We start from the raw sequence: 23,971 nt of genomic DNA, 5'->3' as shown, positions 1-23,971 counted from the left end.
CCGAAAACGGACCGCCATACCGCTTAGCGCAGCGTAGCCTGCGCCCATTCAATGCCGCTGGCATACTCTGGCGGCAGCATCGGCACCAACGCCTGAAGCGCAGCCGCAAGGCGCTGCCTGTCGGGATCGCTCAGATTCAGGTGGCCTACTTTACGACCGGGCCGCACCTCTTTTTCATACCAGTGCAGATGCACCAGCGGCTCGCTGAGCCACTGCTGATTAAGCGCCGTGCCGATCAGGTTCACCATCACCGATGGCATACTCACTACCGGCAGCGGCAGCGGCAGGTCAAGAATCGCACGCAGGTGCAGTTCAAACTGGCTGATGGAGGCGCCATTTTGCGTCCAGTGCCCGCTGTTATGCACGCGCGGTGCCAGCTCGTTGATCAGCAGGCCTTGCGGCACCACAAAACATTCCATCGCCATGACGCCAACGTAGTTAAGCTCATGCATAATCGCGCTCAGCATCTGCTCCGCCTGCTGCTGCAGGGCCGGTTCAGACTGCGGCAAGGCTACGCTGGTGCGCAGGATCCCATCCTGATGCAGGTTATGCGTCAGCGGATAAAACACTGTCCTGCCGTCATGTCCACGCGCGCCCACCAGCGAAACTTCACCAGAAAAGTTGATGCCCTGCTCAACGATGCATTCGCCGTAGCAGTCTCCGGGCAGCGCATCGGTTTCTCCGGCGCGCAAACGCCACTGACCGCGGCCGTCATAGCCGCCGGTACGACGCTTAACAATCGCCAGTTCGCCCAGCTGCGCGAACACCTGCGGCCACTGTTCAGCAGAAGAGAGCAACTGCCAGGGCGCGGTTGCCAGCCCCAGCCGATCGAGCAGCTGCTTTTGCGTTAAACGGTCGGCAAGCAGCGGAAAAATATCGCGGTTCACAAAGGCTGAATGGCGCGCCAGTTCACGCGTCAGCGCGGTTTCCGGCCAGCGCTCAACTTCAGCGGTGATCACGCTCTGCTGAATCGGCAACGCTTCCGGCTCAGCATCCAGACCAACTGGATAAACCGCGATACCCAGCGGTTCGCCCGCCTGACGCAGCATTCTTCCCAACTGACCATTTCCCAGTACGCAAACCGGCTTCATGCTTCCTCCCGCGGATCGGGGTTATTTAGCACCTCATCGGTTTGCGCCTGTCGCCAGGCGGCAAGTCGGGTCGCTAGCTCACGATCGTGTGTCGCCAGAATTTGCGCTGCCAGCAGTGCGGCATTGGCCGCGCCCGCTTTACCAATCGCCAGCGTACCCACCGGAATACCACGCGGCATCTGCACAATAGAATAGAGGCTATCAACGCCGCTCAGCGCCGCGCTCTGTACCGGCACGCCCAGCACCGGCACCAGCGTTTTTGCCGCCAGCATGCCAGGCAGATGCGCCGCGCCGCCGGCACCGGCGATAATCACCTGAAAACCGTTATCCGCCGCGCCTTCGGCAAAGCTGAACAGCTTATCGGGCGTGCGATGCGCAGAAACGATTTCAACATGGAAAGGAACGTCCAGAACGGTAAGGATTTCCGCAGCGAACTGCATAGTGGCCCAGTCACTTTTTGAACCCATGACAATGGCGATGCGGGTCGGGGCGGCGTTAAGAGACATGCGGATGTGACTCCTGTGATTATCCAAAGGTCACCGGCGTGGTTTTCACGCGGTCGGGAAGGGCACAGAGAATAACATGACTCAATCGGAAGGAAAACGGTTGCGTAGCGGGTTTACCTGAGTAAAAGCGGCGTGCTGACCGCTTTTAAAAGGGGAAGTGGATCAGAGACAGGTGCTGCGGGGTAACTTCAATCATTGACCCTTCGCTGTGCCAGGCACCCAGCACCAGACGTTCCGCTGGCTGGCCATTCACTGTCAGCGTATGTACCGCCGGACGATGCGTATGGCCATGGATCAGCCACTGCACCTGATGGCGTGCCATCGTCTCCATTACCGCCTGAGGATTCACATCCATAATCTCAACCGCTTTATGCTGATTAGCATCTTTACTGCTGTCGCGCATACGCAGCGCAATACGCTGACGCAGCCGCAGCGGCAGGGCGAGAAACAGCCGTTGCAGCCAGCGCTGATGCACTTTACGGCGAAAACGCTGATAGCCTTCGTCATCGGTACAGAGCGTGTCACCATGCATTATCAGCACCGATCGACCATAAAGATTCAGCACCTGCTCTTCCGGCAGCAGCTGCATGCCGCTGGCGCTGGCATAGCGTTTGCCCAGCAGGAAATCGCGATTGCCATGGATGAAGTAAACCGGCAGCGGCAGCGCCTGCAGCGCAGCGGCAATCTGCTGATGCAGTGGATTGGGATCGTCATCGCCGATCCAGGCCTCAAACAGATCGCCCAGAATATACAACGCATCAGCATCTTGCGTTTCGCGCTGTAAAAAACGCAGAAAACCGGCAGTAATTGCCGGTTCTTGCTGACACAGATGCAGATCTGCGATGAATAGCGTGCGTGACATTACTCGCTAACGGTGACTTTCTGAATGATCACGTCTTCTTTCGGTACGTCCTGATGCATGCCGCTACGGCCGGTGGCTACACCTTTGATTTTATCAACCACATCCATGCCTTCTACCACTTCGGCGAACACGCAGTAACCCCAGCCCTGCAGGCTTTCGTCACGGAAGTTCAGGAAGTCGTTGTCTGCTACGTTGATAAAGAACTGCGCGGTAGCAGAGTGCGGTGCGGAAGTACGCGCCATCGCCAGCGTGCCGCGGGTGTTTTTCAGGCCGTTGTTGGCTTCGTTACGGATTTCTGCTTTGGTGGCTTTCTGCTGCATGCCCGGCTCAAAGCCGCCGCCCTGGATCATAAAGCCATTGATCACACGGTGGAAAATGGTGTTGTCGTAGAAACCTTCACGACAGTAGTCCAGGAAGTTCTGCACGGTTGCAGGCGCTTTGTCATCAAACGTTTTGATCACGATATCGCCATGATTAGTCTGGAAAGTAACCATAATCTCATCCTGTAAAGGTTGGTGTTTTCAAGATACTGTACCCGCACGCTGAAGCAGAGTGCCAGGCCAGTTTTAACAGACGCCCCTTATAACATAATTCGCGCGCTGGCGTCAGTAAGCGCAATGGGCCTTTTCTGCCTGCCGCAAGTGCGCTGCGCGGTGTACTTTCTTGCATTGCGCGACGCTTACGTGAAAAATAGACCTTCTGGTTTCGTTTATCCGCACACGCTTATACGGAAAGTTCAATGCTTAAAATTTTTAATACCCTGACGCGACAAAAAGAGGAATTTAAACCGATTCATGCCGGAGAAGTGGGCATGTACGTGTGCGGCATTACCGTTTATGACCTCAGCCACATCGGCCATGGCCGTACTTTCGTGGCTTTTGATATTGTGGCGCGCTACCTACGCTACAGCGGCTATCAGCTGAAATATGTGCGCAATATCACTGATATTGATGACAAAATTATCAAGCGCGCCAATGAAAACCGGGAAACGGTAGAAGAGCTTACCAACCGCATGATCGCGGAAATGCATGCTGATTTCCGTGCGCTGAATATTCTGCCGCCCGATCTGGAACCGCGCGCCACACGCCACATCAGCGAAATTATTGAGCTGGTGGAAAAGCTGATTGCTCGTGGTCACGCTTATGTTGCCAGCAATGGCGACGTGATGTTTGCCGTGGACAGCGATGCGGATTATGGCTGCCTTTCCCGTCAGGACCTGGAGCAACTTCAGGCGGGCGCCCGGGTGGAAGTAGCAGATGTGAAACGCAATCCGATGGATTTCGTTTTATGGAAAATGTCGAAGGCGGACGAGCCAAGCTGGCCGTCACCGTGGGGCGCCGGACGTCCGGGCTGGCATATTGAGTGTTCGGCAATGAACTGCAAACAGCTGGGCGAGCATTTCGATATTCACGGCGGCGGATCTGACCTGATGTTCCCGCACCATGAAAATGAAATTGCGCAATCTACCTGTGCGCATGACGGCCCGTACGTTAATTACTGGATGCACTCCGGCATGGTGATGGTGGATCGCGAGAAGATGTCTAAATCTCTTGGCAACTTCTTTACCATTCGCGATGTGCTGCAGCACTTTGATGCGGAAACGGTGCGTTACTTCCTGATGTCCGGTCACTATCGTAGCCAGCTTAACTATGGCGAAGAGAATCTGAAACAGGCACGCGCGGCACTGGAGCGCTTGTATACCGCACTGCGCCACACCGATGCCAGCGCTGAAGCCGCAGGCGGAGAGGCTTTTGTGGCTCGTTTCCGTGAGGCAATGGATGATGACTTCAATACGCCGGAAGCCTATTCGGTGCTGTTCGATCTGGCGCGTGAGGTCAACCGCCTGAAAGCGGAAGATATGACTGCCGCAAACGGGCTGGCCGCACGCCTGCGCGAGCTGGCGGGCGTGCTGGGCCTGCTGGGTCAGGATCCTGAACTGTTCCTGCAGGGCGGGGCGCAGGATGACGATGTCGCGGAGATTGAAGCGCTGATCAAGATGCGTAACGATGCGCGCCAGGCCAAAGACTGGGCGCAGGCGGATATCGCGCGTGACAAGCTGAATGCGCTTGGCATTGTGCTGGAGGATGGGCCTCAGGGCACTACCTGGCGTCGTAAATAAACCTCTGTAAGGCCGGTACTCACCGGCCTTTTTTTTGCTCTCTTTACTTCCCGCTAACGCTATCCTTTAGCGAGCCCTTTCTGATAAGCTTGCAGTATCTTGCAGTATCTTGCAGTATCTTGCAGTATATTGCAGTATTCTGCTGTATATTGCTTTCATGGAGGATATTTATGCATAAAGCCGCACGGCAAAAAGCCTTATTAACGCTGCTCAGCGAGCAGGGACAATCCAGCGTGACGCAGCTTGCTCAGATAATGCAGGTATCGGTTGATACCGTGCGTCGCGATCTGAACGATCTGCAACAGCAGGGGCTGGCGCAGAAAAATCATGGCGGGGCGATTGCGCTGGATCTACCGGCCATGACGCGTCGGGCGCGCAGCGCGCTACTCAACACAACCAAACAGCGGCTGGGAGAAGCGGTTGCGGCGCAGATCCCGCCGGGCAGTACGCTGATGCTGGATGCAGGCAGCACGGTGCTGGCGGTAGCCGCTGCGCTGACCGTTCCGGCGCGGGTAATTACCGCCTCGCTGGATATTGCCTGGGCGCTGAACGATCGCCCTGGGATTGAGCTCATTTTGCTGGGCGGGCAGTGGGACACTGAGCAACGCCTGTTCGCTGGTGCCGCCACGCTGGCGATGCTGCAGCGTTATCGTGCCGATATTGCTGTGCTGGGTGCCTGCGCGGTGCATCCCACGCTGGGACTTAGCGCCAGCCATGAGGCGGATGCAGAAATCAAACGCGCCATGCTGGCGTTCAGCGCCCAGCGCTGGCTGGTAGCCGATCATTTAAAACTGAATCGCTGCCAGCCTCATCGGGTCGCGGATTTAGCTGAGATACAACGCCTGTTTATCGATCGTCGCTGGGATGAGCTGCCTGCTTTATCCTCTACCGACGTCTCTGTTATCGCTGAAGGAGAACAACATGAGTAACACCGCTACGCCTGCAAAGATGCTTAACGTTGTGCTGATTGGCTATGGTTTTGCCGGTAAAACCTTTCATGCACCGCTGATCTCCGCTACGGCGGGCCTGAACTTGTATGCTATCGCCTCCAGCGATGCCGCCAAAGTCCATGCCGATTTTCCTGGCATGCGTGTGATCGCTGAGCCACAGCAGGCGATCGCCCATCCCGAAATCGATCTGGTGGTGATCGCCTCGCCGAACACCACGCACGCACCGCTGGCGCGTCAGGCTCTGGAAGCGGGCAAGCATGTGGTGGTTGATAAACCCTTTACACTGGATATGCAGGAAGCGCGGGAGCTGATCGCGCTGGCGCAGGAGAAAGGGCTGTTGCTGTCGGTATTCCACAATCGCCGCTGGGACAGCGACTATCTCGGCGTGCGCCAGGCAATAGAGCAGGGGCAGGTGGGGCATGTGGTGCAGTTTGAATCACATATTGATCGTTTCCGTCCGCAGGTTCGCGTGCGCTGGCGCGAGCAGAACGTGCCGGGCAGCGGCCTGTGGTTCGATATCGGCCCACATCTGATTGATCAGGCGCTTCAGCTGTTTGGCTTGCCGGAGAGCGTTCAGGGCAATATCGCCACGCTGCGTGATAATGCGGAAGTGAATGACTGGGCGCATGCGGTCTTAAATTATCCGTCGCATCGCGTGATCCTGCATTGCAGCATGCTGGTGGCCGGTGGCGTAGCGCGCTTTAGCGTACACGGCACCAAAGGCAGTCTGATTAAAGCACGGGCCGATCGCCAGGAAAGCCAGCTGCTGGCTGGGGTGACACCTGGCAGTGCAGGGTGGGGCGAAGATGATGAAGCGATGGTGCTTTATAGCGGCGAAGCGCAAACGCAGCTGCCTGTGCCAGCGGGCGATCAGCGTCAGTATTATATTCAGATCGCCAATGCGCTGAACGGTGCGCAGCAGAATCCGGTACCGCCTGAGCAGGCGCTGGCGGTAATGGCAGTACTGGAGGCGGCAGTAAAAGCATCAGAAAGCGGTCAGGCCCAGTCGCCAGCGCTCAGCGCCGGGGAAAAGAGTGCGCTGCGTTTTCCGCAGGTGCAGTAACGGTGCAGCAATAAAAAACAGCCGGCTTAGCCGGCTGTTTCACATTCAACAGTGGCGATCTCATCGCCTCAGCGGCATCAGGCCGTTACTGTTACGCGCTGACCCTCAAACTCAACCGTTTGTCCCGCCACAATCTTGCAGCGTTTACGGGTTTCAACCTGGCCATCAACGGTAACCAGTCCGTCGGCAATCAGATTTTTGGCCACTGCGCCGCTCTCTACCCAGCCTTCAAGCTTCAGCAGGTCGCATAAATCCACATGCGCATGTTTACCCAGGGAAAATGTCGCCATTATACGGCTCCTTTATCGTGATAGTCTTCGCACGCCTGCAGCGTATTTTGGATCAGCGTTGCCACCGTCATCGGTCCAACGCCGCCTGGCACCGGGGTAATCCAGGATGCACGTTCGGCCGCGCCCTCGAAATCGACATCGCCCACTACTTTGCCGCTTTCTAAACGGTTAATGCCCACATCAATCACAATGGCGCCCGGCTTAATCCATTCACCAGGAATAAAGCCCGGCTTACCGACGGCGACCACCAACAGATCGGCGTATTGAATATGATGACGCAGATCTTTGGTAAAGCGATGCGTAACGGTGGTAGTGCAGCCTGCCAGCAGCAGTTCAAGGCTCATCGGACGTCCAACGATATTCGATGCGCCAACCACTACTGCATTCAGGCCGTTGGTTTCAATGTTATAACGCTCCAGCAACGTGATAATGCCGCGCGGCGTGCAGGGACGCAGCAGCGGAGCGCGCTGGCACAGGCGGCCTACGTTATACGGGTGAAAACCATCTACGTCTTTATCCGGGGCAATGCGTTCCAGCACCTTGACGTTATCAATACCCGCAGGCAGCGGCAGCTGCACCAGAATACCGTCGATCTCGTGGTCATTATTCAGGGCGTCAATCAGCGCCAGCAGCTCAGTTTCGCTGGTGGTGACGGGCAGATCGTAAGAGCGAGAGATAAAACCGACTTCTTCGCAGGCGCGGCGCTTGCTGCTAACATAGATCTGAGAAGCGGGATCTTCTCCCACCAATACCACGGCCAGACCCGGCGCGCGTTTTCCGTGCGCCAGACGCTGTTTCACTTTTTCGGCAACTTCAAGGCGCACCTGCTGCGCAATCGTTTTACCGTCGATAATTTTTGCTGCCATCAGTGAAGAAATCCATCTGTTTGAGTGAATCGGGGAATGGGGCATATTTTGTCAGAAGCACAGGCTGCTGTCAGTCCCTGAATCACGCTGGCTGGTTACATCTTCGGCGATGGGAACGACACGGCTGCAAAAACGTTGACTCGTTGTCTTTGCGCCGTATAATTCGACGCAACGCATCAATGCGCCCTTAGCTCAGCTGGATAGAGCACCGGCCTTCTAAGCCGTAGGTCACAGGTTCGAATCCTGTAGGGCGTGCCATTAAATATCAACCACTTATCACTCGCCTCCAGCTTTCAGATTTTCAACGTGGGACAGATTTGGGACACGACTTCCAAAAATCGCGTCAATTTGCCTCGCATGCTCCGTTAAATGGTTAGGCGCCAGATGTGCATAACGCTGCACCATCTCGATGCTTTCCCAGCCACCCATTTCCTGCAGCGCGGATAGCGGAACTCCTGACTGAATGAGCCAGCTTGCCCAGGTGTGTCGAAGGTCATGAAATCGAAAGTCCTCAACGCCGGCTCTTTTTAACGCTGCCCGCCATGCAGTGTTTGAATCGACGCGCATTTTTCTGACGCTGGCCGTTGTCGTTCCGTCATTCCGCTTCACAGCTTCGGTGTGTACGAACACCCAGTTGTGATGCTTGCCAAGCTGCCGCTTCAGAACGGCGCAGGCTGTGTCATTCAATGCAACGCCAATTGCTCTGCCTGACTTGCTTTCCTCCGGGTATATCCATGCCACCTTGCGCTGCATGTCAATCTGCTGCCATTTCAGATTGACGATGTTCGACCGGCGCAGCCCTGTCGCCAGTGCAAACTCTACGGTAGACTTGAGCGGCTCAGGACATTCATCAATTAGCCGCTTTGCTTCAGCGGGTTCGAGCCACCGTACCCGCTTATTTCTTTCCTGCGGCACCTTGATAACAGGTGACTTCTCGATCCACTTCCATTCCCTTTCAGCTGCACGCATCAGCGCCTTCATCAACGCCAGATGCTTGGCCTTCGTCGATGTGGATACCGGCTCCGGCTTATACATCCCAATATCGATTCCTTTCTTCTGCATCGATGCAGCACGCTGCTTCCATCTTTCCGCTGCTTTTCGGTTGGTCATCCTGCTGACCGCAGCGTAAATTTTCGCCTCGCTGATATCCTTCAGAAAAACACCTTCAAAATGCATGAGCCAGAATCCAATCCGGCCCTTATCTGCATCCAGAGATTTCTTGTGCGCTTTCTCTTCCAGCCAGCGCATGCAGGCTTCTTCGAATGTGACGTCAGGAAAGTCACCGAGACGCTCTATTCGCCACAGTTCAGCCTTCCGGCGGTCGTGCAGCTCCTGTGCTTGCTTTCGGTCCTCTGTGCCAAGAGATTCCTTAATTCGCTTGCCGCCCGGCGTCGTGTAACTCCCGTATGTAGTGGCATAGTGAATTTGGGCACCTGAACAGAGGTGATATGCTCACCTCAGAACATTACAGGTGTCCCAATGAAAAGAAGAAATTTCAGCGCAGAGTTCAAACATGAATCCGCTCAACTGATTCTTGACCAAAACTATACGGTTGCAGATGCTGCCAGCGCTATGAATTTTGGTCTGTCCACAATGACGCGATGGGTGAAGCAGTTGTGTGATGAGCGGCAGGATAAAACACCAAAAGCCTCCCCTATTACCCCGGAATAGATCGAAATACGCGAGCTGAAGCAAAAGCTACAACGCATTGAAATGGAAACAGAATATTAAAAAAGGCTACTGCGCTCTTGATGTCAGACTCCCTGAACAGTTCTCGTTAATCGGGAAACTCAGAGCGCAGTAGCCTGTGGCCATACTCTGCCACGTGTTCGGGGGGCATCGCAGCAGCTACAAATCCTGGAAAAACCGCCCTGAAAAGCCAGACGGCAGGCGGGCTGTATTACGCAGTCAGGTTCTGGAGCTGCATAACATCATCCATGGCTCTGCCGGCGCAAGAAGTATCGCCACAATGGCAACCCAGAGATACTACCAGATGGGCGCTGGCTTGCTGGCAGGCTCATGAAAGAGTTGGGGCTGGTCAGTTGCCAGCAGCCGACTCACCGGTATAAACGTGGCGGTCATGAGCACGTTGCTATCCCGAATCATCTTGAACGACAGTTTGCCGTAACAGGGCCAAACCAGGTGTGGTGCGGTGATGTGACCTATATCTGGACAGGCAAGCGATGGGCGTACCTCGCCGTTATTCTCGACCTGTTGGCAAGAAAACCAGTGGGCTGGGCAATGTCGTTCTCGCCGGACAGCAGACTCACCATGAAAGCGCTGGAAATGGCATGGGAAACTCGCGGTAAGCCCGTCGGAGTGATGTTCCATAGCGACCAGGGCAGTCATTATACGAGCAGGCAGTTCCGGCAGTACTGTGGCGATACCGGATCAGGCAGAGTATGAGTCGGCGTGGAAACTGCTAGGATAACAGTCCAATGGAGCGCTTCTTCAGGAGCCTGAAGAACGAATGGATGCCAGTGACGGGTTACATGAGCTTCAGTGACGCAGCCCGCGCAATAACGAATTATATCGTTGGGTATTACAGCGTACTCAGGCCGCATGAATATAACTGTGGGTTATCACCAGACGAATCGGAAGACCGATGCGAGCGCTGTTGACTCCAACCACAAAAAAGAATCGCGGATGCTTTCGCTACTGAGTTATCAGTCCATCTTCTATCGCCTGCTGAATGTACGCCGGGAGGTCAACGAGACAGGCATTAGCGATGTTTTTTTCCTCTCGTTCGGTAGCATTCTTAGTTCTCATAATGCTGTCCTGTAGCGCCCTCAGTACGTCGCTCTGTTTATCCCACTTGCTTAGCGTTGCGCGGCCATTGCGCTTATCGTTCAGCGGCTGTCCATTTGTCATCGCGACTGTTTCAAAATGTTTCTGAAGTCGTTCATCAAATCGAGTCTCTTTCTTAGCGAGAGAGGCTTTCAAAATCTCCAGTCGCTTACTCATCCATTACCTCGCCGTTACGATATCTTTTGCTTGACGGAAGCCCGCACTGTAGATAGCCACAGCCGGCAGACATACAGCACCGCCTTCATTCCGATCGCGAAGACTCGGCAGAGTGGTTGCTTTCACTACCTTTGTGCTGCATCCAGAAGCGGCTACAGCGATTTTACGAGCCAGATGCTCATCTGCCTGACGTTGTGCCTGCATCTCTGCACGGCGTGCTCTACGACGATTTCTGGCGTTATCGGAAGCCAGAATGGTGATGACTACTGTCATGGTGTACCTCTGGTAATTGGCTTAGGTGATGTGGTCTGGAATCGAACCAGAGGTACGGCTGTTATGCCCGCGTCTGCCACTGCGCTACCACATCCCAAAGCCAACTTCTCTTTGGTTCCCCGCATTTCTGCGGAGACAAACTTCATCAATGTTAAAGAGCGATCCAACATCCTGTTGGCTAGTGCGTCCTGCTGATGGTATTTAATTTAAGATAACTTAAATTTAAGATCAAGAATGATTTTAAAGAAACTTTAATTATTTTAAGTGTCAGATGATAATCAATGACTTAAAGATATGGGATTTAAGGAGGGATAATAAAAAACCCGCACGATGGCGGGTTGGATTTGTGATCACGATCTTCTTTTTCTGTATCTTCGATGCTCAACCATCGTGCCGATTATCCTTATAGGCACCTGATCAGAGCGCATAGTGGGATAGTCTTCATTTAGCGGGACCAGCTCGAAAACGTCCTGACCATCAATGACGCCCCTTGGGCGATATTTTTTAAAGAGAGCTTCCTCTTCGCCGTTTTTTGCCACGACGAAATCACCTGGCAAAGGAGCCACTTCAGGATCAATTACTATCGCATCCCCTTCACGGAATTCCGGCTTCATTGAGTCGCCCTTGATTATCAAGGTAAATGCTGAGTCTGATAAGTCCATATTAGTATGCAGAAACTCTATATCTCCCTCTATAGAACGAATAGTACATTCCGCCGTCCAGTATCCAGCTTGTACGTAACTGATGATAGGCACTGCGCGGAAGTCCACCGTTGCAGGGGCGACATTGCTTTCGGAATCATCTCCGTTATGCAGGTAAGAAGGTGCGCACCCCAGCGCGTCCGACAGGCGAAGCAGGTTATCACCCCGTGGTGCGGTCTCATCCTTCTCCCATTGAGAGATAGCGACATGAGATACACCAACTCTGGATGCTAAATCCTTTTGCGTCAACCTTAGCTCTTTGCGTCTCGCACGTATGCGATCACCGATCGTTTGCATATTCATAATTAAGATATCTTAAATCCGGTTGACTTAAGTTTCCTTTAGATAGATAATTTAAGTGTTCTTTAATTTCGGGCAAGTCCATGTACAAGAAAGATGTAATAGACTACTTCGGAACACAGCGCGCGGTAGCCAAGGCATTAGGTTTAACCGATGCCGCTGTATCTCAGTGGAAGGAAGTTATTCCTGAGAAAGACTCCTACCGATTGGAAATCGTCACCGCTGGCGTTCTGAAGTATCAGGGCACTATCTATCGCCCTGCTGCATAAGTAACACCTTTTGTAACACCGTTCTTTAAAAACCTGCGCCGCTCCAGCCGAAATGCCGGAGCACATTTGTGGCAAATCCCACGGTTTGCTCATGTAACCAATTAACTAACAAAGGAAGTCTATGTAATGGAAATTACAAGCACACGCAAGAAAGCCAATGAAATTACAAGAATATTTTCAACCGTATCGCAATTCGCAGACAGAGAAAGATAGCTAACGAGCTTGGCGTTGAAGAGTCTCAGATAACCAGGTGGAAGAGCAGCATGCTCCCCAAGATGGCGATGTTGCTGGCGATTCTTGAATGGGGCGTGGAAGACGATGAGATGGCGAATCTGGCTAAGCAAGTGGCTAGATTACTGAAAAAAGAAAAACCTCAAAACTGCGCGAACAGACTTGAGGCTTAATTCATTGAAAGTAGCTAATTTCAACAAGGTAATTATGACACGAAAGCACATTTAAGGGAACTACCTGACCCACAAAAACCTTGCTCGTCTCGACTTCATCTGCTCTACCAATCCGGTCGTTGTTGAGAAGCTGAAAGGCATGCGGCAAGACCACAAAGCGAAGGGGAAGGGCAATTGAGTAACTTAGCAAGACTAGCAGACTACCGCCCTTCTACGGAGGGCATGGAGCACAGAGTGGCCGATATCGATGATGGGTATACCAAAGTCGCTAACGAGCTTCTGGAGACCATTGCCAGCGCTGATTTGACCGCTCGCCAGTTGAAGATAATGCTCGCCTACATGCGTAAGACATATGGCTTCAACAAGAAGTCAGACCGCATTGCTGATGAGCAGATCGCATCCATCACCGGTATCTCCCGCCAGAACGTTAACAAGGCGAAAAAGGAGTTGCTGGAAATGAATTGTCTGTTCAGAGAAGGCAGTCAAATCGGCATCAACAAGGAGGTTTCAGCATGGCGTTTCAGCAAGAGTCACCAGGTTAGCAACCTTGTCTCTAAAGCAGAGACAAATAAAGTCTCTAACTTAGAGACAAATGAAGTCTCGAATCTAGAGACACACAAAAGAAACTCTTTAAAGAAAAAAGAAACCCCTATATCCCCAGAAGGGAATCGTTCGGTTCCTAAAGAAAAACCAAAGCGTCAGGTAGTCAGTAAATACCACTTCGACCGTGACCGCCTGAAAGACACATGGAACCGGAAAGCGGAATCATTCGGCCTGCCAAAAATTTTGAGCATCAGTGACACGACAGAAAAGGGCATCAAACGCCTGTACGACTCCCACCTGAAGCACTGCAAAGAAACTGGCCGACCTGCACAGCAGATTGACGTGTTTATCAACGGCTACATCGAATTTGGCTACAAGCCAACTGATTGGGCATGCGGTGCCAACCCTGCTGGCAAGCGATACGGAATCGACACGGCGCTGACCCAGAAGAAAATCGACGAAATCATCAGCCAGGAGCAGTGACATGGAGAGCTACGATTTTGAAGAGCAATTGATTGGGGCTCTCATGGTGAAAGGCGATCACGTGGATTGCCGTGAAATCGCCGGAAAGCTGCCGGTTGATGCGTTCGCTAACCACCACCTGCGCAGCATGTACAAGGTCATCTGCAGCCTGCTGGAGAAAGCTGAGCCAATCGATATGTTCTCAGTTCAGGATGGCGTTCCGCAGGAGAGCAAAGACTTCGTGCTGGACGTGGTGAAGCGCTGCAGTTCAGCAGCAAACATCAAAGCCTGGGCGAAGCGGGTGCGGCAGTGCTGGATGGTTAGGCGTGGTGAAGCCGAGTTGCTGAAAGCGGTTGAGACGCTGCGAAGCATCAGCGCCCACGACATCAACGATCGGATTGCAGAAGTAACCGGCATCCTGTCAAAACTACAGTTTGAGACCAACGATAAACTCCCGCGCCGTATTGGCGATTTGATACCCGACTACCTGAATGTGCTGGAAGAGCGCATGAGAGGCTCTGAGTCAGGGCTGTACCTGCAGACGGGCATTGAGGCGATCGATGACGCTTACGGTGGTTTTGACCGCACAGACCTCATCATCATCGCCGGTCGTCCTGGCATGGGTAAAACCGAGCTGGCAATCAACATCGCTAACTCGATTGGGCGCCAGAAAGGGCGGGGATTGCTGATGTCTATGGAGATGTCAGAAACGCAGGTTGTTGAGCGCCATATCGCTGACCGTGGCGGCCTGTCAATCACCACACTGCGTAACCCGCTTGGGATGGTTCAGGAAGATTACACGCGGCTTACCACGGCGACCGGAACGCTTCTGGATGAAGATAACTACGTTCTGGCTGGCTCATTCACCATCGACGAAATCATTGCTCAGGCTGAGCGGATGAACATGGATGGCGGACTTAGCTTCCTTGCTATCGACTACCTGACCCTGATTGATATGCCAAAGGCTGACCGGCCCGACCTGGCTATCGCCGAAGTCACCCGCAAGCTTAAGCAGTTCTGCCTGCGCAACAAAGTGCCGGTAATCCTGCTGGCTCAGCTTAACCGCAACGTTGACGGACGCGGCGACAAGCGGCCAAACATGGGCGACCTGGCTGGCTCCAGCTCAATTGAGAAGGATGCCGACGTGATTATCTTCCCATACCGGGATGAGGTTTATCACGATAACAGCGACCTGAAAGGCATTGCTGAAATCATCATCGGGAAATACCGCTCAGGCCAGCCGCAGACGTTCTATATGGGCTGGAAGAGTGGTCACTTCGTTAACATCGACCAGCAGGCTGCAGCCAGGCAGTACGCCGAAAACCAGAACAAAGAGCAGCCAGCCAACGGCTGGCGCTACGGAGGCAAATGATAAACAAGCTAACCGCTGATATTGCACGTCGTCACATGGGGCACCTCAAAGAACACCAGGCAAACCCAAAGGTTGGTCTGAGCATTAGAGAAGAACTCTACATGCAAGCCCTTGAGATAGCGCTGCCAGTGCTTGAGCAGCAAGAGAGGGCGCCCGGCAAGCATCAGGAAGGAGAGTGATATGACAAACCAACATCTGTACTGCTGCGACAGATGCCAGATACCCAAACCAGCAGACAGATTCCGCGAAGACCTGCCCTGGTGGCATAAGTGGTGCATTCGATGTGAGGCATCGCCAGTGGGTCAATTCCCGATCCCGGAAAGAGATGAGCACCGGAGGAGAGATGGAGATACCGAAGGACGGCTTACGCCTCCATAAATCAAACTTCAACGCCATCGGGCAACAGCTTCAGCCTCTGCTCGAATCCGGCGAATGCTACAGACTCACGATTAAACCCTGGCGCGACAAACGCAGCCTCTCCCAGAACGCTTTATCTCATATGTGGTACGCAGAAATCGGCGCCTTCCTCATCCGGCGCGGTAAGCCTTTTGCGTCTCCTGAATGGGTAAAAGACGCCATGAAACACACCTGTCTCGGCTACGAAGAGCGGGAGATGGTTGATGTGGTAACGGGGGGAGAAAACCACTACCCGTTCGCTACGGCACACCTCAGACCTCGCTACCGGTGATATACATTTCTACCTGACGCAGGTTAAAGGCTGGGCGCTGAATATTGGTTGCAGCCTGACTGTTCCCGACGACAGCGAATACGCGAAGCTACGAGACAAGCAAAACCAATGACCTTTTTCACCGATATAGGCGCAGCCATTGATGAGGCTGTGTGGCTTGCTCACGTCTGTCAGAAACCTCACTGCGTATATCAGCGCAGCGCGGCAGAGATGGAAGTGGACCCATATGACCCGACACGTTATCCCATGTACACGACAGCCCAGCAGGGGGCGTAAACGCTGAGGACAGGAGCGCAGCATGACAGATTATACAGGCAGTAACACACCGCCAGACATTCAAGACTTTTGGCAAACGCCGGTGGATCTATTTCTGGCTCTGGACAGAGAGTTTCACTTCGTGGCGGACATTGCGGCAAGTGATGCCAACCACCGACACCCGGTTTACCTGACCGAGGCGGATGATGCTCTTGCGCCGGAAACGAACTGGGAAATGCTTCCAGATGGATATCTCTGGTGCAACCCGCCGTACAACGATATCGGCCCGTGGGTACAGAAAGCCAACGCGCTTCCAGAAGGAAGTCATGGCGTAGTGATGCTTGTGCCAGCGGATACCTCTGTAGGTTGGTTTAAAGAGGCGCTGAAAGAAGTAACGGAAGTTAGGTTTATTACCGGTGGGCGGATTTCCTTTGTCAGGGCAGACACGGGCAAACCAGTAAACGGGAACAACAAAGGGTCAATGCTTCTTATCTGGAACCCATTACATCGGCGTAAAGCAATGACGAGTTATGTCGACCACAACGAGTTAATGGTGTATGGCAAGCATTTGGCATCAATCAGGAGTGCAGCATGAACAAACGAACACCGTTCAGCGCTGACGACGCAGCATACATCCGGCGGGTTGCCGGAAAAGTGCCGGTTGATGTTATTGCCCGACAGTTGCGGCGGCCCGTTAAAGGGGTTCAGAACTGGGCGTACCGGGGCAGATAAAACTACGCGTTCCTGATGCAGTAATGAGCCGCTACTGGCAAAACGTAACCAATCGCAGGAGTGAATCATGAGCGGATACACACGCCATACACCTGAACAGTGCAGCCGAGTTAAGAGGCTTCGCCAGCAGGGACTGAGCTTTCAGATAATCAGCGAGCATATGGGATTCAGCGTTGACCAGCTTCGCTATATGGACAGCAGAGCAAGATTCATGGAGAGCCGCGCAAGATGAGGTCACTAACTCAGAAAGCGATAGATAACCTTATCTTCCAGCCTACAAAGCGATCCCGCCTGTCCGGGAATATCGGAGAGTACAAGCCGCGGCTCATTGAGAAGGTAGGTCAGGAAGCCTTCGATCGTCTGATGGGGCCGCATGAGCTGAAGAAGTGGACGCGGCAGGAGTTGCAAGAATTGACCGCGCTTTATCGACAGAAAACCAGAGAGCTGAGTAAGCAAAGAGAGGCAGCATGAAATGGATGCTTTTTATCTATCCGGTTGTTATGGCGGCAGTGCTGGCATGGGCAGCCTGGAGAATAAAGCGGGATGACAGAGCGATCTCTGTGAAGTGGCGCGCTATCAGCTTCATGCGTCGCTATCAAATGATTAAATTACTAACGAGAGGCAGTTCATGACCGAATACCTCAAAGAGAAGTGGCTGAAGCTTCGCATCATGAAAATGCGCGGCATGTATGAAATCAATTACCGCATATTGCGCAACACAGCAAAAATCATGGAGGCGAAACATGCAGGCTGAAGCACTGACCCAGTTAGCTCAGGTGATGCGCAAATCCGACCTGAAGAAGCGTTACCTCAAGCCCGTAAAGCTCATAACTCCTTTGCAATCCGCATGGGTGCGTTGCCTGCTTGATGTATGGGGCGAGAAGTACGGCGGCCATGTGGGGCCAGATTCAGGGAAGTGCAGCGTTATCGGCAGGCTGATGATACGGCAGGAGTGGAACGACAGAGAATCAGAGCGGATTATGGACGTGGTAAACAATCTGCATAAGCAGGGATATCGCGGAGATGAGCTGTTCATCAAAGCGAAGCAGCTCATTAACCCGCAGAACTCAGTAAGCAATCTCCTCGACCGCGCCAACGAGCAGGAAGATGCTGACCTGGTTGAATCTGTCATCTGCAGCACATTCGCACCCGATAACCCGATTCGTCATGTAGCCATTAAATACTACTGCGAGCGCAAATGCGCGCAAGACATTGCTGTTGAGTTGTCTCGGCTCACCGGTATCTCGCCTGAATCAGCATGGCGACGCATCAGGTGGTGTCGTGAATTACTTGAGGCTAGTGTCTTTCACTCGGTAATGCGCGAACTTGATGCTAACAAGCAGAAGATTGCTGCCTAAACCGGATGAGTTGCAAAAATAACTTGAAAACGCGAAATAAAACTGCTAAATTTCTGATATGCTCGTAACAAAAGTAGTTGAGCAAAAGGATTTAAGCCCTGACAGCAATGTCGGGGCTTTTTGTTTTAAAGCTCCAGAGTCCTGACATTAAGCAGGGCTGTTTTTATTACAATCTGAAAGTTATAATTTCTCTTTTCACGGAGGAATTATGAAATTTATCGGCATTCTCATTTTGCTGACATCTACTTCATCCTTTGCTGCTCTATCTGAACCGGAAAAATCAGCGGGTGAGTTATGCGAAATGGAGTGGAGAATTACTGACAGGTCAGCCTCTACAAAAGAAAATGTCCAGCAGATAGTTAACGAAGAAATTAAGACATTTAAATCAGATGGGCATGTACTTTCCGATTACTCAATCGACGAAAATGAATTTATAAAGGTTTCTATCGAGGGTGGTGAAGGTTTCAGGAAGATGGTCGGAGAAATGACCACACCATACTCAGAAGCTAGAGGTTTTTTTAGGGAAAGAATGATGCCGCTGTGCATCAAGAATGTTTTGCAAAACCTAAGGAAAAATCCATAGCGCATCTCATGTTACTTTACACAAGGCTCACTTCGGTGGGCCTTTTTCTTTTGCGCACGGCGATACACTTCAACCTTCATTCTGACGCTTCGTCGCCGATGCGCACTTTATCCCTTTCAACAACGACACACAGCACCGACCGTTTTTGCGGAGGTGGTAATGAGTATCAACCATATGAGCAAACTGGCATCAGGCGCAGCTTACGGCGCATCTGCTGGGGCAGTAGCCAACGGCCTGTTGACCCAGCTCAGCCCTGACGAGTGGAGCGCCGTGGGCGTTATCGCAGGCATCATTGTGGCTTTATTCACATTCGCTATTAACTGGTACTACAAACGTAAACGCACTCTGGCGCAGATTCAGGCTCTCCAGCGCTGGCCCACGCAGCAGGAACTGAATGAGGATTAGCATATGGCTATGTCAAACAGCCTGCGTAACAAATTGCTGGCCGCAGCTGGCGGCGGAGCGATGCTGATTACTACCGTTTTCCTCGGTGGTAAGGATGGCGTGGAAGGGCGTGTATACGACCCCTATAAAGACGTTGGGGGAGTGTGGACAGTTTGTGACGGCATTACCGGCGCCGGAGTAATTCCAGGCAAGCGCTACTCCGATAAGGAATGCAACCGCCTGCTGTGGAACCGCGTGAGTCTGGTAAAGGCTCAGGTCGATCCGCTGATGAAAGTTTCTCTCGGCGAATATCAGCGTGCTGCCATCTACAGCTTCACCTATAACGTTGGCATCGGTGCATTTTCCAAATCGACATTGCTGAAGAAGCTCAACGCCGGCGATGTTGATGGCGCCTGTGAAGAGTTGCGCCGCTGGGTATACGCAGGCGGGGTGAAGTGGCGCGGCCTGATGAACCGCCGCGACATGGAGCGTTCAATATGCCTGGCGGGGAGTGCTGATGATCTGGCTGACAAATAACTGGCGTTCCCTGTTATGGTTACTTCTTGCTGCCTGTGTGGTGATATTCGGCTCGATTGCTCATCACTACCACACAAAATATGCAAGCGCTGCTAGTCTGGCGGAACAGAGGCAGGAAACTATCAATGATCTGCAACGCAGACAGAAAAGTGTTGCGGCCCTCGACCAGAAGTACACAAAGGAGTTAGCGGATGCGCAAAAAACCATTAGCGATCTGCATCGGGATGTTGACTCTGGCCGCCGTCGGTTGCAGCTCAACGCCACCTGCCAGAAACAATTCCCCATCGCCGCCACCGGCATGGATGATGCAGCCAGCCCCGGACTTACTGACGCCGCTGAGCGGGATTATTTCACTCTCAGAAGCCGAATTGAAACCGTTACCAAACAACTAACGGGGCTGCAAGCCTTCGTGCGTGAGCAGTGCTTCAAATAGGCTTAAATAAAAGGCTAATAAACTATCTTCTTTGCTTTACCATATTGAATGTATTACCCATCGGCTTTATCAGTGATCTTTTATATATACGATTTTACTGTTCAATCCTTGGATTGACTCACCTGTAGTTCCAACTTGATAAGGAATGCTATATGGCTTCAGAAAATACACAGGCAGTCGCAACAGGCCCTTCAAATGCTGGTTACAGCGTTGCTGAAACAATCGAAGAAATTAAAGCAATGACACCTGAGCCTGGCGTCATTGTATTCTTTAATGGTGGCTTTTTTAAATATGATCCTGCTGATGATAACACTCCCGATGATGGTGTAATCACCTTAGTTACAAACAATGGAAGCCGACTGAAGCGCCAGTTTGACGGCGATGTACAGGCTTCATGGTTTGGGGTAATTGCAGATGGCAAGACAGATTGCCGTGAAAAGCTGATTCAAGCTTGGCAGTATGGCCTTTCAACAGGAAGAACCATTAAAATGCCTGTTGGGAAGGTAAATATTGGCAGTGGATTTGAAGAGTCCCGAAAGGTCGGAACGGCTGATACTGGAACAGCTCGAATTTTATTGGTAGCAAAACCAGAAGACCCCGGTTGTGTCATTGATGCTTATGGCTGCGTTCTGGTGCCAGAGGACAAAGCGCCAGAATATGACAGTCCAGACCCAGCCTTCGTAACCATTACTCCTAATTCTCAGTTGGCTACTAACGGTGTTTATCCTACAGGCACGGTGTTTAGCTTTATTGTCGCTGATCAGACAATCAAATATACAACCAAAGCTGGCGATCAAGGTACGCAGGTTGTTAAAGGATTGGTTGCTTTGTTTAACAGTAAAGATGCCTTATCATTATGGGTGGCAGCAGAAACATCAGTGAAATCTGAAGAGGGTTATTACCTGCCGGCACTAAAATATGGTCGTACTAAGGGAACAAATGATTTTCCTTCCCAGGGCTCACTGACCAACGTTACCAGAGCGGTAAACAACGGCTGGTATAACGAGATGAGACACTTCCTGTTCTTTGGCTCAGGTTCAGGTGCAGTGGCAAAAGTTAAAGACAATGACGCTTCTGAAGGTGTATTTAGCCCGACTGACACCAATTGTCCATTTCCACCGTTTACCATTAAAGGGCTGGAATTTGATTACAGTAAGCAGTCATATCAGGGCGGCACGGCAGAAAATCCAGGTGTTAACCATGCAAAGCCCTGGGGAAATGGCGCGCGTCTTATGGATGTTCAATACGCTGCCTATTTCCAGCTTGTTGACTGCAAATTCAAAAATAACTACGGCAATGGCATCCGCCTGCTAAAATGCTATCGCCCACGTATTCAGGGCTGTCTTGGTGAAAATATTAGTGCTAACCAGGTCGTTGCTTCAGCTACAGGGGCCGAAGACGCGGATCATACCGGTGGCTTTATTTTTGCCAGCTCATGCTATGGAATGGTTGTTGATGGTACAACCGTACGTAATACCCGACGTTTTGAAGCCGATTATACGACGTCCAAGGGAATCCAGACCAAAGGTGGTATTTGTGGTTATATTGGTATCTGGAATGAGTATCCCATTGACCATGAGACAGTGTGGTCTAATGATAGCCTTGCTTTCCAAAAATATGTCCCACAGATCCTATTTAATCTCCATAAAAAAAATGAATCAATTTTAAGCACCGATCATATTGCTTCTGGCAATGCCATCATGAATTGCCAGGTAGAAGGATATACCCTGGGTATTAAGGCCGAAAATAAAGTTGAAGTGACGCTTTATAACGTTCAAGTGCGTGATTGCTATATCCCTTTCCAATCATCTAATAGTCGTATGCGTCTTCATGGCTGTACAGGTTCTTTTGGCATCTGCGATCCAGCTGCCGGACTGATGCGTAACCCTCAGCTTGGTTTTGCATCCATTACGGCTATTCTGAGCGCAAAAGATTTCGATCCAAGGCCCGAATACATTAAAGCTGAACAATTGGGATACAGTGGCGCATCCACAGACAAAGCAGGTCTGACAGCTCATGGATGTACTTTTACTGCAAAAGGTGGAGCACTAATTTCGGCTGCGATTACAGGCGTAACAATTGATTCATGTGTGCTTGTAGCAGATGGTACAGCAGATATCCTTAACCGCGTCGCACCAAACCGCAAGTCCGCTGGCTTGAGTTTTACCAACAATACGATCCTCGTAACGAAAAACAGTGAATCTGCGGGCATGGTTATTCGTGGTCAGGATTCAGCTCGTATCTGTAACAACACTTTCCTTAACCTGAATAAAGAAGAGGTTTTTGCGATTGTGTTTGGTGATAACCAGGTCAGCGGGAGTGGCTCGGGCGTTGTTGCTATTGACGGCCGTGGGTATTTTCTTTTTTCAGGTAACCGCCTATATGGTGCTGTTTCGCTGAGTTCGAAAAATACCTATGCCTTAGTTCATTCTCGTGATAACACATTCCATGCGTGGCCTAAAAATCAGGCTGGTGCCTATCCTGATACGAATAAGCTAAATCCTCTATATTTTTCTACCGGTGTATCTACATCAAATGTTCGCGGCATTGTCAGTGATGGCGATACTATCCTTGTTAAAGCCGATTTTACCGCGCCCGTGATTAATGACGTTGGTAATAATACCCAGCTTCGTAATCTTACCATTCGTTTTGTGGAATACGAAACCGATGAAAAACCGCTTACAACTGGGCTGATGACTTCACTGATTCAGACATGGGGTAATGGGGAAATGACTCTGGATAACGTGCAGGTTATTGGCAATGATGTGCGGAAGATTCCGCTTATACAGGGCGGTACCGCGAATACAAAAGCCTGGGGGCTGACCTTCCGCAATGTCCGTGATGACAGTGAAGATGCACCGTTAATTCTCTCCGGTTCTACGGTGGAAGGGCCTTTACGTCTGGAAGGTGTCAACCATTATGGGATGGGTAAAAAGTTATTTGGAAGTGCTGCTAAAGAGATGAATCTGAGCGCTAATATCAGTAAACAATACCAGCCTTATCTGGGCGAGCGCCTGACTTATCATACGGAGCTGGTTCCTACCAATCCGCAGGGTGCCATCTGGAACGGTTCTACATGGGTGACTTACAGGTTCAGTGCATAAGCGGTTAAGAAAACGCTTGAGAAAGTTGGCTTAGGTGTCCGCTGGCCGCCTAAGCCAACCTCACTTTATTTAGTGATCATTACAAGGGGCATGAATCACCACGGATAATCCAGACACTTCTGAGCCGTTGATAATACTGATTTTCATATTCCGTCGGTGGCATCTGATCATTCGACCCATGTCGACGCTTACTGTTATAAAACATTTCGATGTAATCAAAAATATCGCTGCGGGCTTCTTCCCGCGTTCCGTAGATCTTTTTCTTTATCCGCTCGCGTTTCAGTAACTGGAAAAAGCTTTCTGCAACCGCATTATCGTGACAGTTACCACGACGGCTCATACTCCCCTCCAGTCCGTGTGATTTCAGGAACGACTGCCACTCATGGCTTGTGTACTGACTCCCTTGATCAGAATGAACCAGCACCTGTTTTTGGGGATTACGCCGCCATACAGCCATCAGCAGTGCATTCAGAACAATATCCTTTGTCATCCAGGGTTGCATTGACCAGCCAATAACTTTGCGCGAGAACAGGTCAACAACTACGGCCAGATACAGCCACCCTTCGTGAGTTCGGATGTAAGTTATGTCCGTTACCCAACGTTCATTCGGTGCTTCCGGGTTGAACTGACGCTGGAGTCTGTTGGGTGCCACGATACTGGCTTCACCTTTATGCGCTCGTGGGCTTCGATACCCGACCTGAGCCTTTATCCCGCACTGTTGCCCTCTATCTTTCAGGTCGAGATGGATCTTGCGATAGCCATAAACGCAACCGGACTCCAGCCAGAACTGTTTGATTTGTCCTGTCAGCCTGAGATCCGCCTGATGCTGTGGTGAATGCGGCTGCTGAAGCCAGGCGTAAAA

At 51.8% G+C, this 23,971-nt stretch carries 28 protein-coding genes, 1 tRNA gene and 3 pseudogenes; 21 read left to right on the top strand and 11 right to left on the bottom strand.

Translation table 11 applies throughout. The features are described from left to right. Positions 1-23: 23 nt before the first annotated feature. From purK to ppiB, 4 genes are all read right to left on the bottom strand, one after another. Positions 24-1,091: a 5-(carboxyamino)imidazole ribonucleotide synthase gene (purK, locus tag ACQE3Z_RS16195; protein WP_426974586.1), complete on the bottom strand. Its 1,068-nt coding sequence runs from the start codon at positions 1,089-1,091 to the stop codon at positions 24-26. After that, positions 1,088-1,597, bottom strand: coding sequence for a 5-(carboxyamino)imidazole ribonucleotide mutase (gene purE, locus ACQE3Z_RS16190; protein WP_250652085.1), 510 nt, complete (start codon positions 1,595-1,597; stop codon positions 1,088-1,090). Before purE ends, purK begins: the two co-directional genes overlap by 4 nt. Positions 1,598-1,742: 145 nt before the next feature. After that, the gene (lpxH, locus tag ACQE3Z_RS16185) at positions 1,743-2,459 is read right to left on the bottom strand and encodes a UDP-2,3-diacylglucosamine diphosphatase (protein ID WP_426974585.1); all 717 of its coding nucleotides are present in this window, start codon (positions 2,457-2,459) and stop codon (positions 1,743-1,745) included. Beyond that, the gene (gene ppiB, locus ACQE3Z_RS16180) at positions 2,459-2,953 is read right to left on the bottom strand and encodes a peptidylprolyl isomerase B (RefSeq protein ID WP_249893841.1); all 495 of its coding nucleotides are present in this window, start codon (positions 2,951-2,953) and stop codon (positions 2,459-2,461) included. The genes lpxH and ppiB overlap by 1 nt, the downstream gene beginning before the upstream one ends. 245 nt (positions 2,954-3,198) lie before the next feature. On the opposite strand from ppiB, the gene cysS reads away from it, so the two are divergent. From cysS to ACQE3Z_RS16165, 3 genes are all read left to right on the top strand, one after another. Continuing rightward, the gene (gene cysS / locus ACQE3Z_RS16175; protein WP_085067661.1) at positions 3,199-4,578 is read left to right on the top strand and encodes a cysteine--tRNA ligase; all 1,380 of its coding nucleotides are present in this window, start codon (positions 3,199-3,201) and stop codon (positions 4,576-4,578) included. Between the two features lie 170 nt (positions 4,579-4,748). After that, positions 4,749-5,507, top strand: a complete 759-nt coding sequence (locus ACQE3Z_RS16170; RefSeq protein WP_426974584.1) for a DeoR/GlpR family DNA-binding transcription regulator — start codon at positions 4,749-4,751, stop codon at positions 5,505-5,507. Next, on the top strand, positions 5,500-6,591 hold the full coding sequence (locus ACQE3Z_RS16165; protein WP_426974583.1) for an oxidoreductase: 1,092 nt from the start codon (positions 5,500-5,502) through the stop codon (positions 6,589-6,591). The genes ACQE3Z_RS16170 and ACQE3Z_RS16165 overlap by 8 nt, the downstream gene beginning before the upstream one ends. A gap of 77 nt (positions 6,592-6,668) precedes the next feature. On the opposite strand, the gene ybcJ is transcribed toward ACQE3Z_RS16165, so the two are convergent. Both ybcJ and folD read right to left on the bottom strand, forming a co-directional pair. Then, positions 6,669-6,881, bottom strand: a complete 213-nt coding sequence (ybcJ, locus tag ACQE3Z_RS16160; protein WP_426974582.1) for a ribosome-associated protein YbcJ — start codon at positions 6,879-6,881, stop codon at positions 6,669-6,671. After that, positions 6,881-7,747 (bottom strand): bifunctional methylenetetrahydrofolate dehydrogenase/methenyltetrahydrofolate cyclohydrolase FolD, encoded by an 867-nt coding sequence (gene folD, locus ACQE3Z_RS16155; RefSeq protein WP_426974581.1) that lies wholly within the window; start codon positions 7,745-7,747, stop codon positions 6,881-6,883. The genes ybcJ and folD overlap by 1 nt, the downstream gene beginning before the upstream one ends. A gap of 181 nt (positions 7,748-7,928) precedes the next feature. Between folD and ACQE3Z_RS16150 the strand changes: the two genes are divergently transcribed. After that, positions 7,929-8,005: transfer RNA gene (locus ACQE3Z_RS16150), tRNA-Arg, on the top strand. A gap of 18 nt (positions 8,006-8,023) precedes the next feature. Here ACQE3Z_RS16150 and ACQE3Z_RS16145 read toward each other — a convergent pair. Then, entirely contained in the window at positions 8,024-9,172 is a 1,149-nt protein-coding gene (locus ACQE3Z_RS16145) for a site-specific integrase (RefSeq protein WP_426974744.1), read from the bottom strand. 54 nt (positions 9,173-9,226) lie between these two features. Between ACQE3Z_RS16145 and ACQE3Z_RS16140 the strand changes: the two are divergent. After that, positions 9,227-10,368 (top strand): annotated as a pseudogene (locus tag ACQE3Z_RS16140) (IS3 family transposase). 34 nt (positions 10,369-10,402) lie between these two features. On the opposite strand, the gene ACQE3Z_RS16135 reads toward ACQE3Z_RS16140, so the two are convergent. The 3 genes from ACQE3Z_RS16135 to ACQE3Z_RS16125 form a co-directional block, all read right to left on the bottom strand. Further along, complete coding sequence (locus ACQE3Z_RS16135; protein WP_426974580.1) at positions 10,403-10,711, bottom strand: hypothetical protein; 309 nt, start codon at positions 10,709-10,711, stop codon at positions 10,403-10,405. 3 nt (positions 10,712-10,714) lie between these two features. After that, positions 10,715-10,984 (bottom strand): hypothetical protein, encoded by a 270-nt coding sequence (locus tag ACQE3Z_RS16130; RefSeq protein ID WP_426974579.1) that lies wholly within the window; start codon positions 10,982-10,984, stop codon positions 10,715-10,717. Positions 10,985-11,334: 350 nt separating this feature from the next. Further along, positions 11,335-11,988, bottom strand: coding sequence for a LexA family protein (locus ACQE3Z_RS16125; RefSeq protein WP_426974578.1), 654 nt, complete (start codon positions 11,986-11,988; stop codon positions 11,335-11,337). A gap of 80 nt (positions 11,989-12,068) precedes the next feature. On the opposite strand from ACQE3Z_RS16125, the gene ACQE3Z_RS16120 reads away from it, so the two are divergent. From ACQE3Z_RS16120 to ACQE3Z_RS16045, 16 genes and pseudogenes are all read left to right on the top strand, one after another. Further along, the gene (locus ACQE3Z_RS16120) at positions 12,069-12,254 is read left to right on the top strand and encodes a Cro/CI family transcriptional regulator (protein WP_426974577.1); all 186 of its coding nucleotides are present in this window, start codon (positions 12,069-12,071) and stop codon (positions 12,252-12,254) included. 126 nt (positions 12,255-12,380) lie between these two features. After that, a pseudogene (locus ACQE3Z_RS16115) lies at positions 12,381-12,658 on the top strand (CII family transcriptional regulator). A 234-nt stretch (positions 12,659-12,892) separates the two neighbouring features. Further along, positions 12,893-13,684, top strand: coding sequence for a replication protein (locus ACQE3Z_RS16110; RefSeq protein ID WP_426974576.1), 792 nt, complete (start codon positions 12,893-12,895; stop codon positions 13,682-13,684). Between the two features lies 1 nt (position 13,685). Beyond that, positions 13,686-15,035: a replicative DNA helicase gene (locus ACQE3Z_RS16105; protein ID WP_426974575.1), complete on the top strand. Its 1,350-nt coding sequence runs from the start codon at positions 13,686-13,688 to the stop codon at positions 15,033-15,035. Positions 15,036-15,215: 180 nt separating this feature from the next. Further along, positions 15,216-15,413, top strand: a complete 198-nt coding sequence (gene ninD / locus ACQE3Z_RS16100; RefSeq protein ID WP_426974574.1) for a protein NinD — start codon at positions 15,216-15,218, stop codon at positions 15,411-15,413. Continuing rightward, positions 15,379-15,835: pseudogene (locus ACQE3Z_RS16095) on the top strand (YbcN family protein). Before ninD ends, ACQE3Z_RS16095 begins: the two are co-directional and overlap by 35 nt. Positions 15,836-16,021: 186 nt before the next feature. Then, on the top strand, positions 16,022-16,573 hold the full coding sequence (locus tag ACQE3Z_RS16090; RefSeq protein ID WP_426974573.1) for a phage N-6-adenine-methyltransferase: 552 nt from the start codon (positions 16,022-16,024) through the stop codon (positions 16,571-16,573). Continuing rightward, positions 16,570-16,710, top strand: a complete 141-nt coding sequence (locus ACQE3Z_RS16085) for a hypothetical protein (RefSeq protein WP_426974572.1) — start codon at positions 16,570-16,572, stop codon at positions 16,708-16,710. Before ACQE3Z_RS16090 ends, ACQE3Z_RS16085 begins: the two co-directional genes overlap by 4 nt. A gap of 228 nt (positions 16,711-16,938) precedes the next feature. Continuing rightward, positions 16,939-17,181, top strand: a complete 243-nt coding sequence (locus ACQE3Z_RS16080) for a recombination protein NinG (protein ID WP_426974571.1) — start codon at positions 16,939-16,941, stop codon at positions 17,179-17,181. Positions 17,182-17,338: 157 nt separating this feature from the next. Beyond that, entirely contained in the window at positions 17,339-17,464 is a 126-nt protein-coding gene (locus ACQE3Z_RS16075; RefSeq protein WP_426974570.1) for a YlcG family protein, read from the top strand. Then, positions 17,454-18,068, top strand: coding sequence for a hypothetical protein (locus ACQE3Z_RS16070; RefSeq protein WP_426974569.1), 615 nt, complete (start codon positions 17,454-17,456; stop codon positions 18,066-18,068). Before ACQE3Z_RS16075 ends, ACQE3Z_RS16070 begins: the two co-directional genes overlap by 11 nt. A gap of 208 nt (positions 18,069-18,276) precedes the next feature. Further along, positions 18,277-18,651, top strand: a complete 375-nt coding sequence (locus tag ACQE3Z_RS16065; protein ID WP_426974568.1) for a hypothetical protein — start codon at positions 18,277-18,279, stop codon at positions 18,649-18,651. A 159-nt stretch (positions 18,652-18,810) separates the two neighbouring features. Then, positions 18,811-19,056, top strand: coding sequence for a phage holin (locus ACQE3Z_RS16060; RefSeq protein WP_426974567.1), 246 nt, complete (start codon positions 18,811-18,813; stop codon positions 19,054-19,056). 3 nt (positions 19,057-19,059) lie between these two features. Further along, positions 19,060-19,572: a lysozyme gene (locus tag ACQE3Z_RS16055; protein WP_426974566.1), complete on the top strand. Its 513-nt coding sequence runs from the start codon at positions 19,060-19,062 to the stop codon at positions 19,570-19,572. Then, complete coding sequence (locus tag ACQE3Z_RS16050; protein WP_426974565.1) at positions 19,553-20,005, top strand: lysis protein; 453 nt, start codon at positions 19,553-19,555, stop codon at positions 20,003-20,005. The genes ACQE3Z_RS16055 and ACQE3Z_RS16050 overlap by 20 nt, the downstream gene beginning before the upstream one ends. 152 nt (positions 20,006-20,157) lie before the next feature. After that, positions 20,158-23,109 (top strand): hypothetical protein, encoded by a 2,952-nt coding sequence (locus ACQE3Z_RS16045; protein WP_426974564.1) that lies wholly within the window; start codon positions 20,158-20,160, stop codon positions 23,107-23,109. Between the two features lie 79 nt (positions 23,110-23,188). Here ACQE3Z_RS16045 and ACQE3Z_RS16040 read toward each other — a convergent pair. Next, a partial coding sequence (locus ACQE3Z_RS16040) for an IS3 family transposase (RefSeq protein WP_426974563.1) occupies positions 23,189-23,971 on the bottom strand: 783 nt, incomplete at its 5' end.

It is taken from the genome of Pantoea sp. FN0307, assembly GCF_050113815.1.
Classification (GTDB): domain Bacteria; phylum Pseudomonadota; class Gammaproteobacteria; order Enterobacterales; family Enterobacteriaceae; genus Mixta; species Mixta alhagi.
The sequence above is the reverse complement of the archived record's forward strand: the minus strand, read 5'-3'. Positions and strand labels throughout refer to the sequence as shown.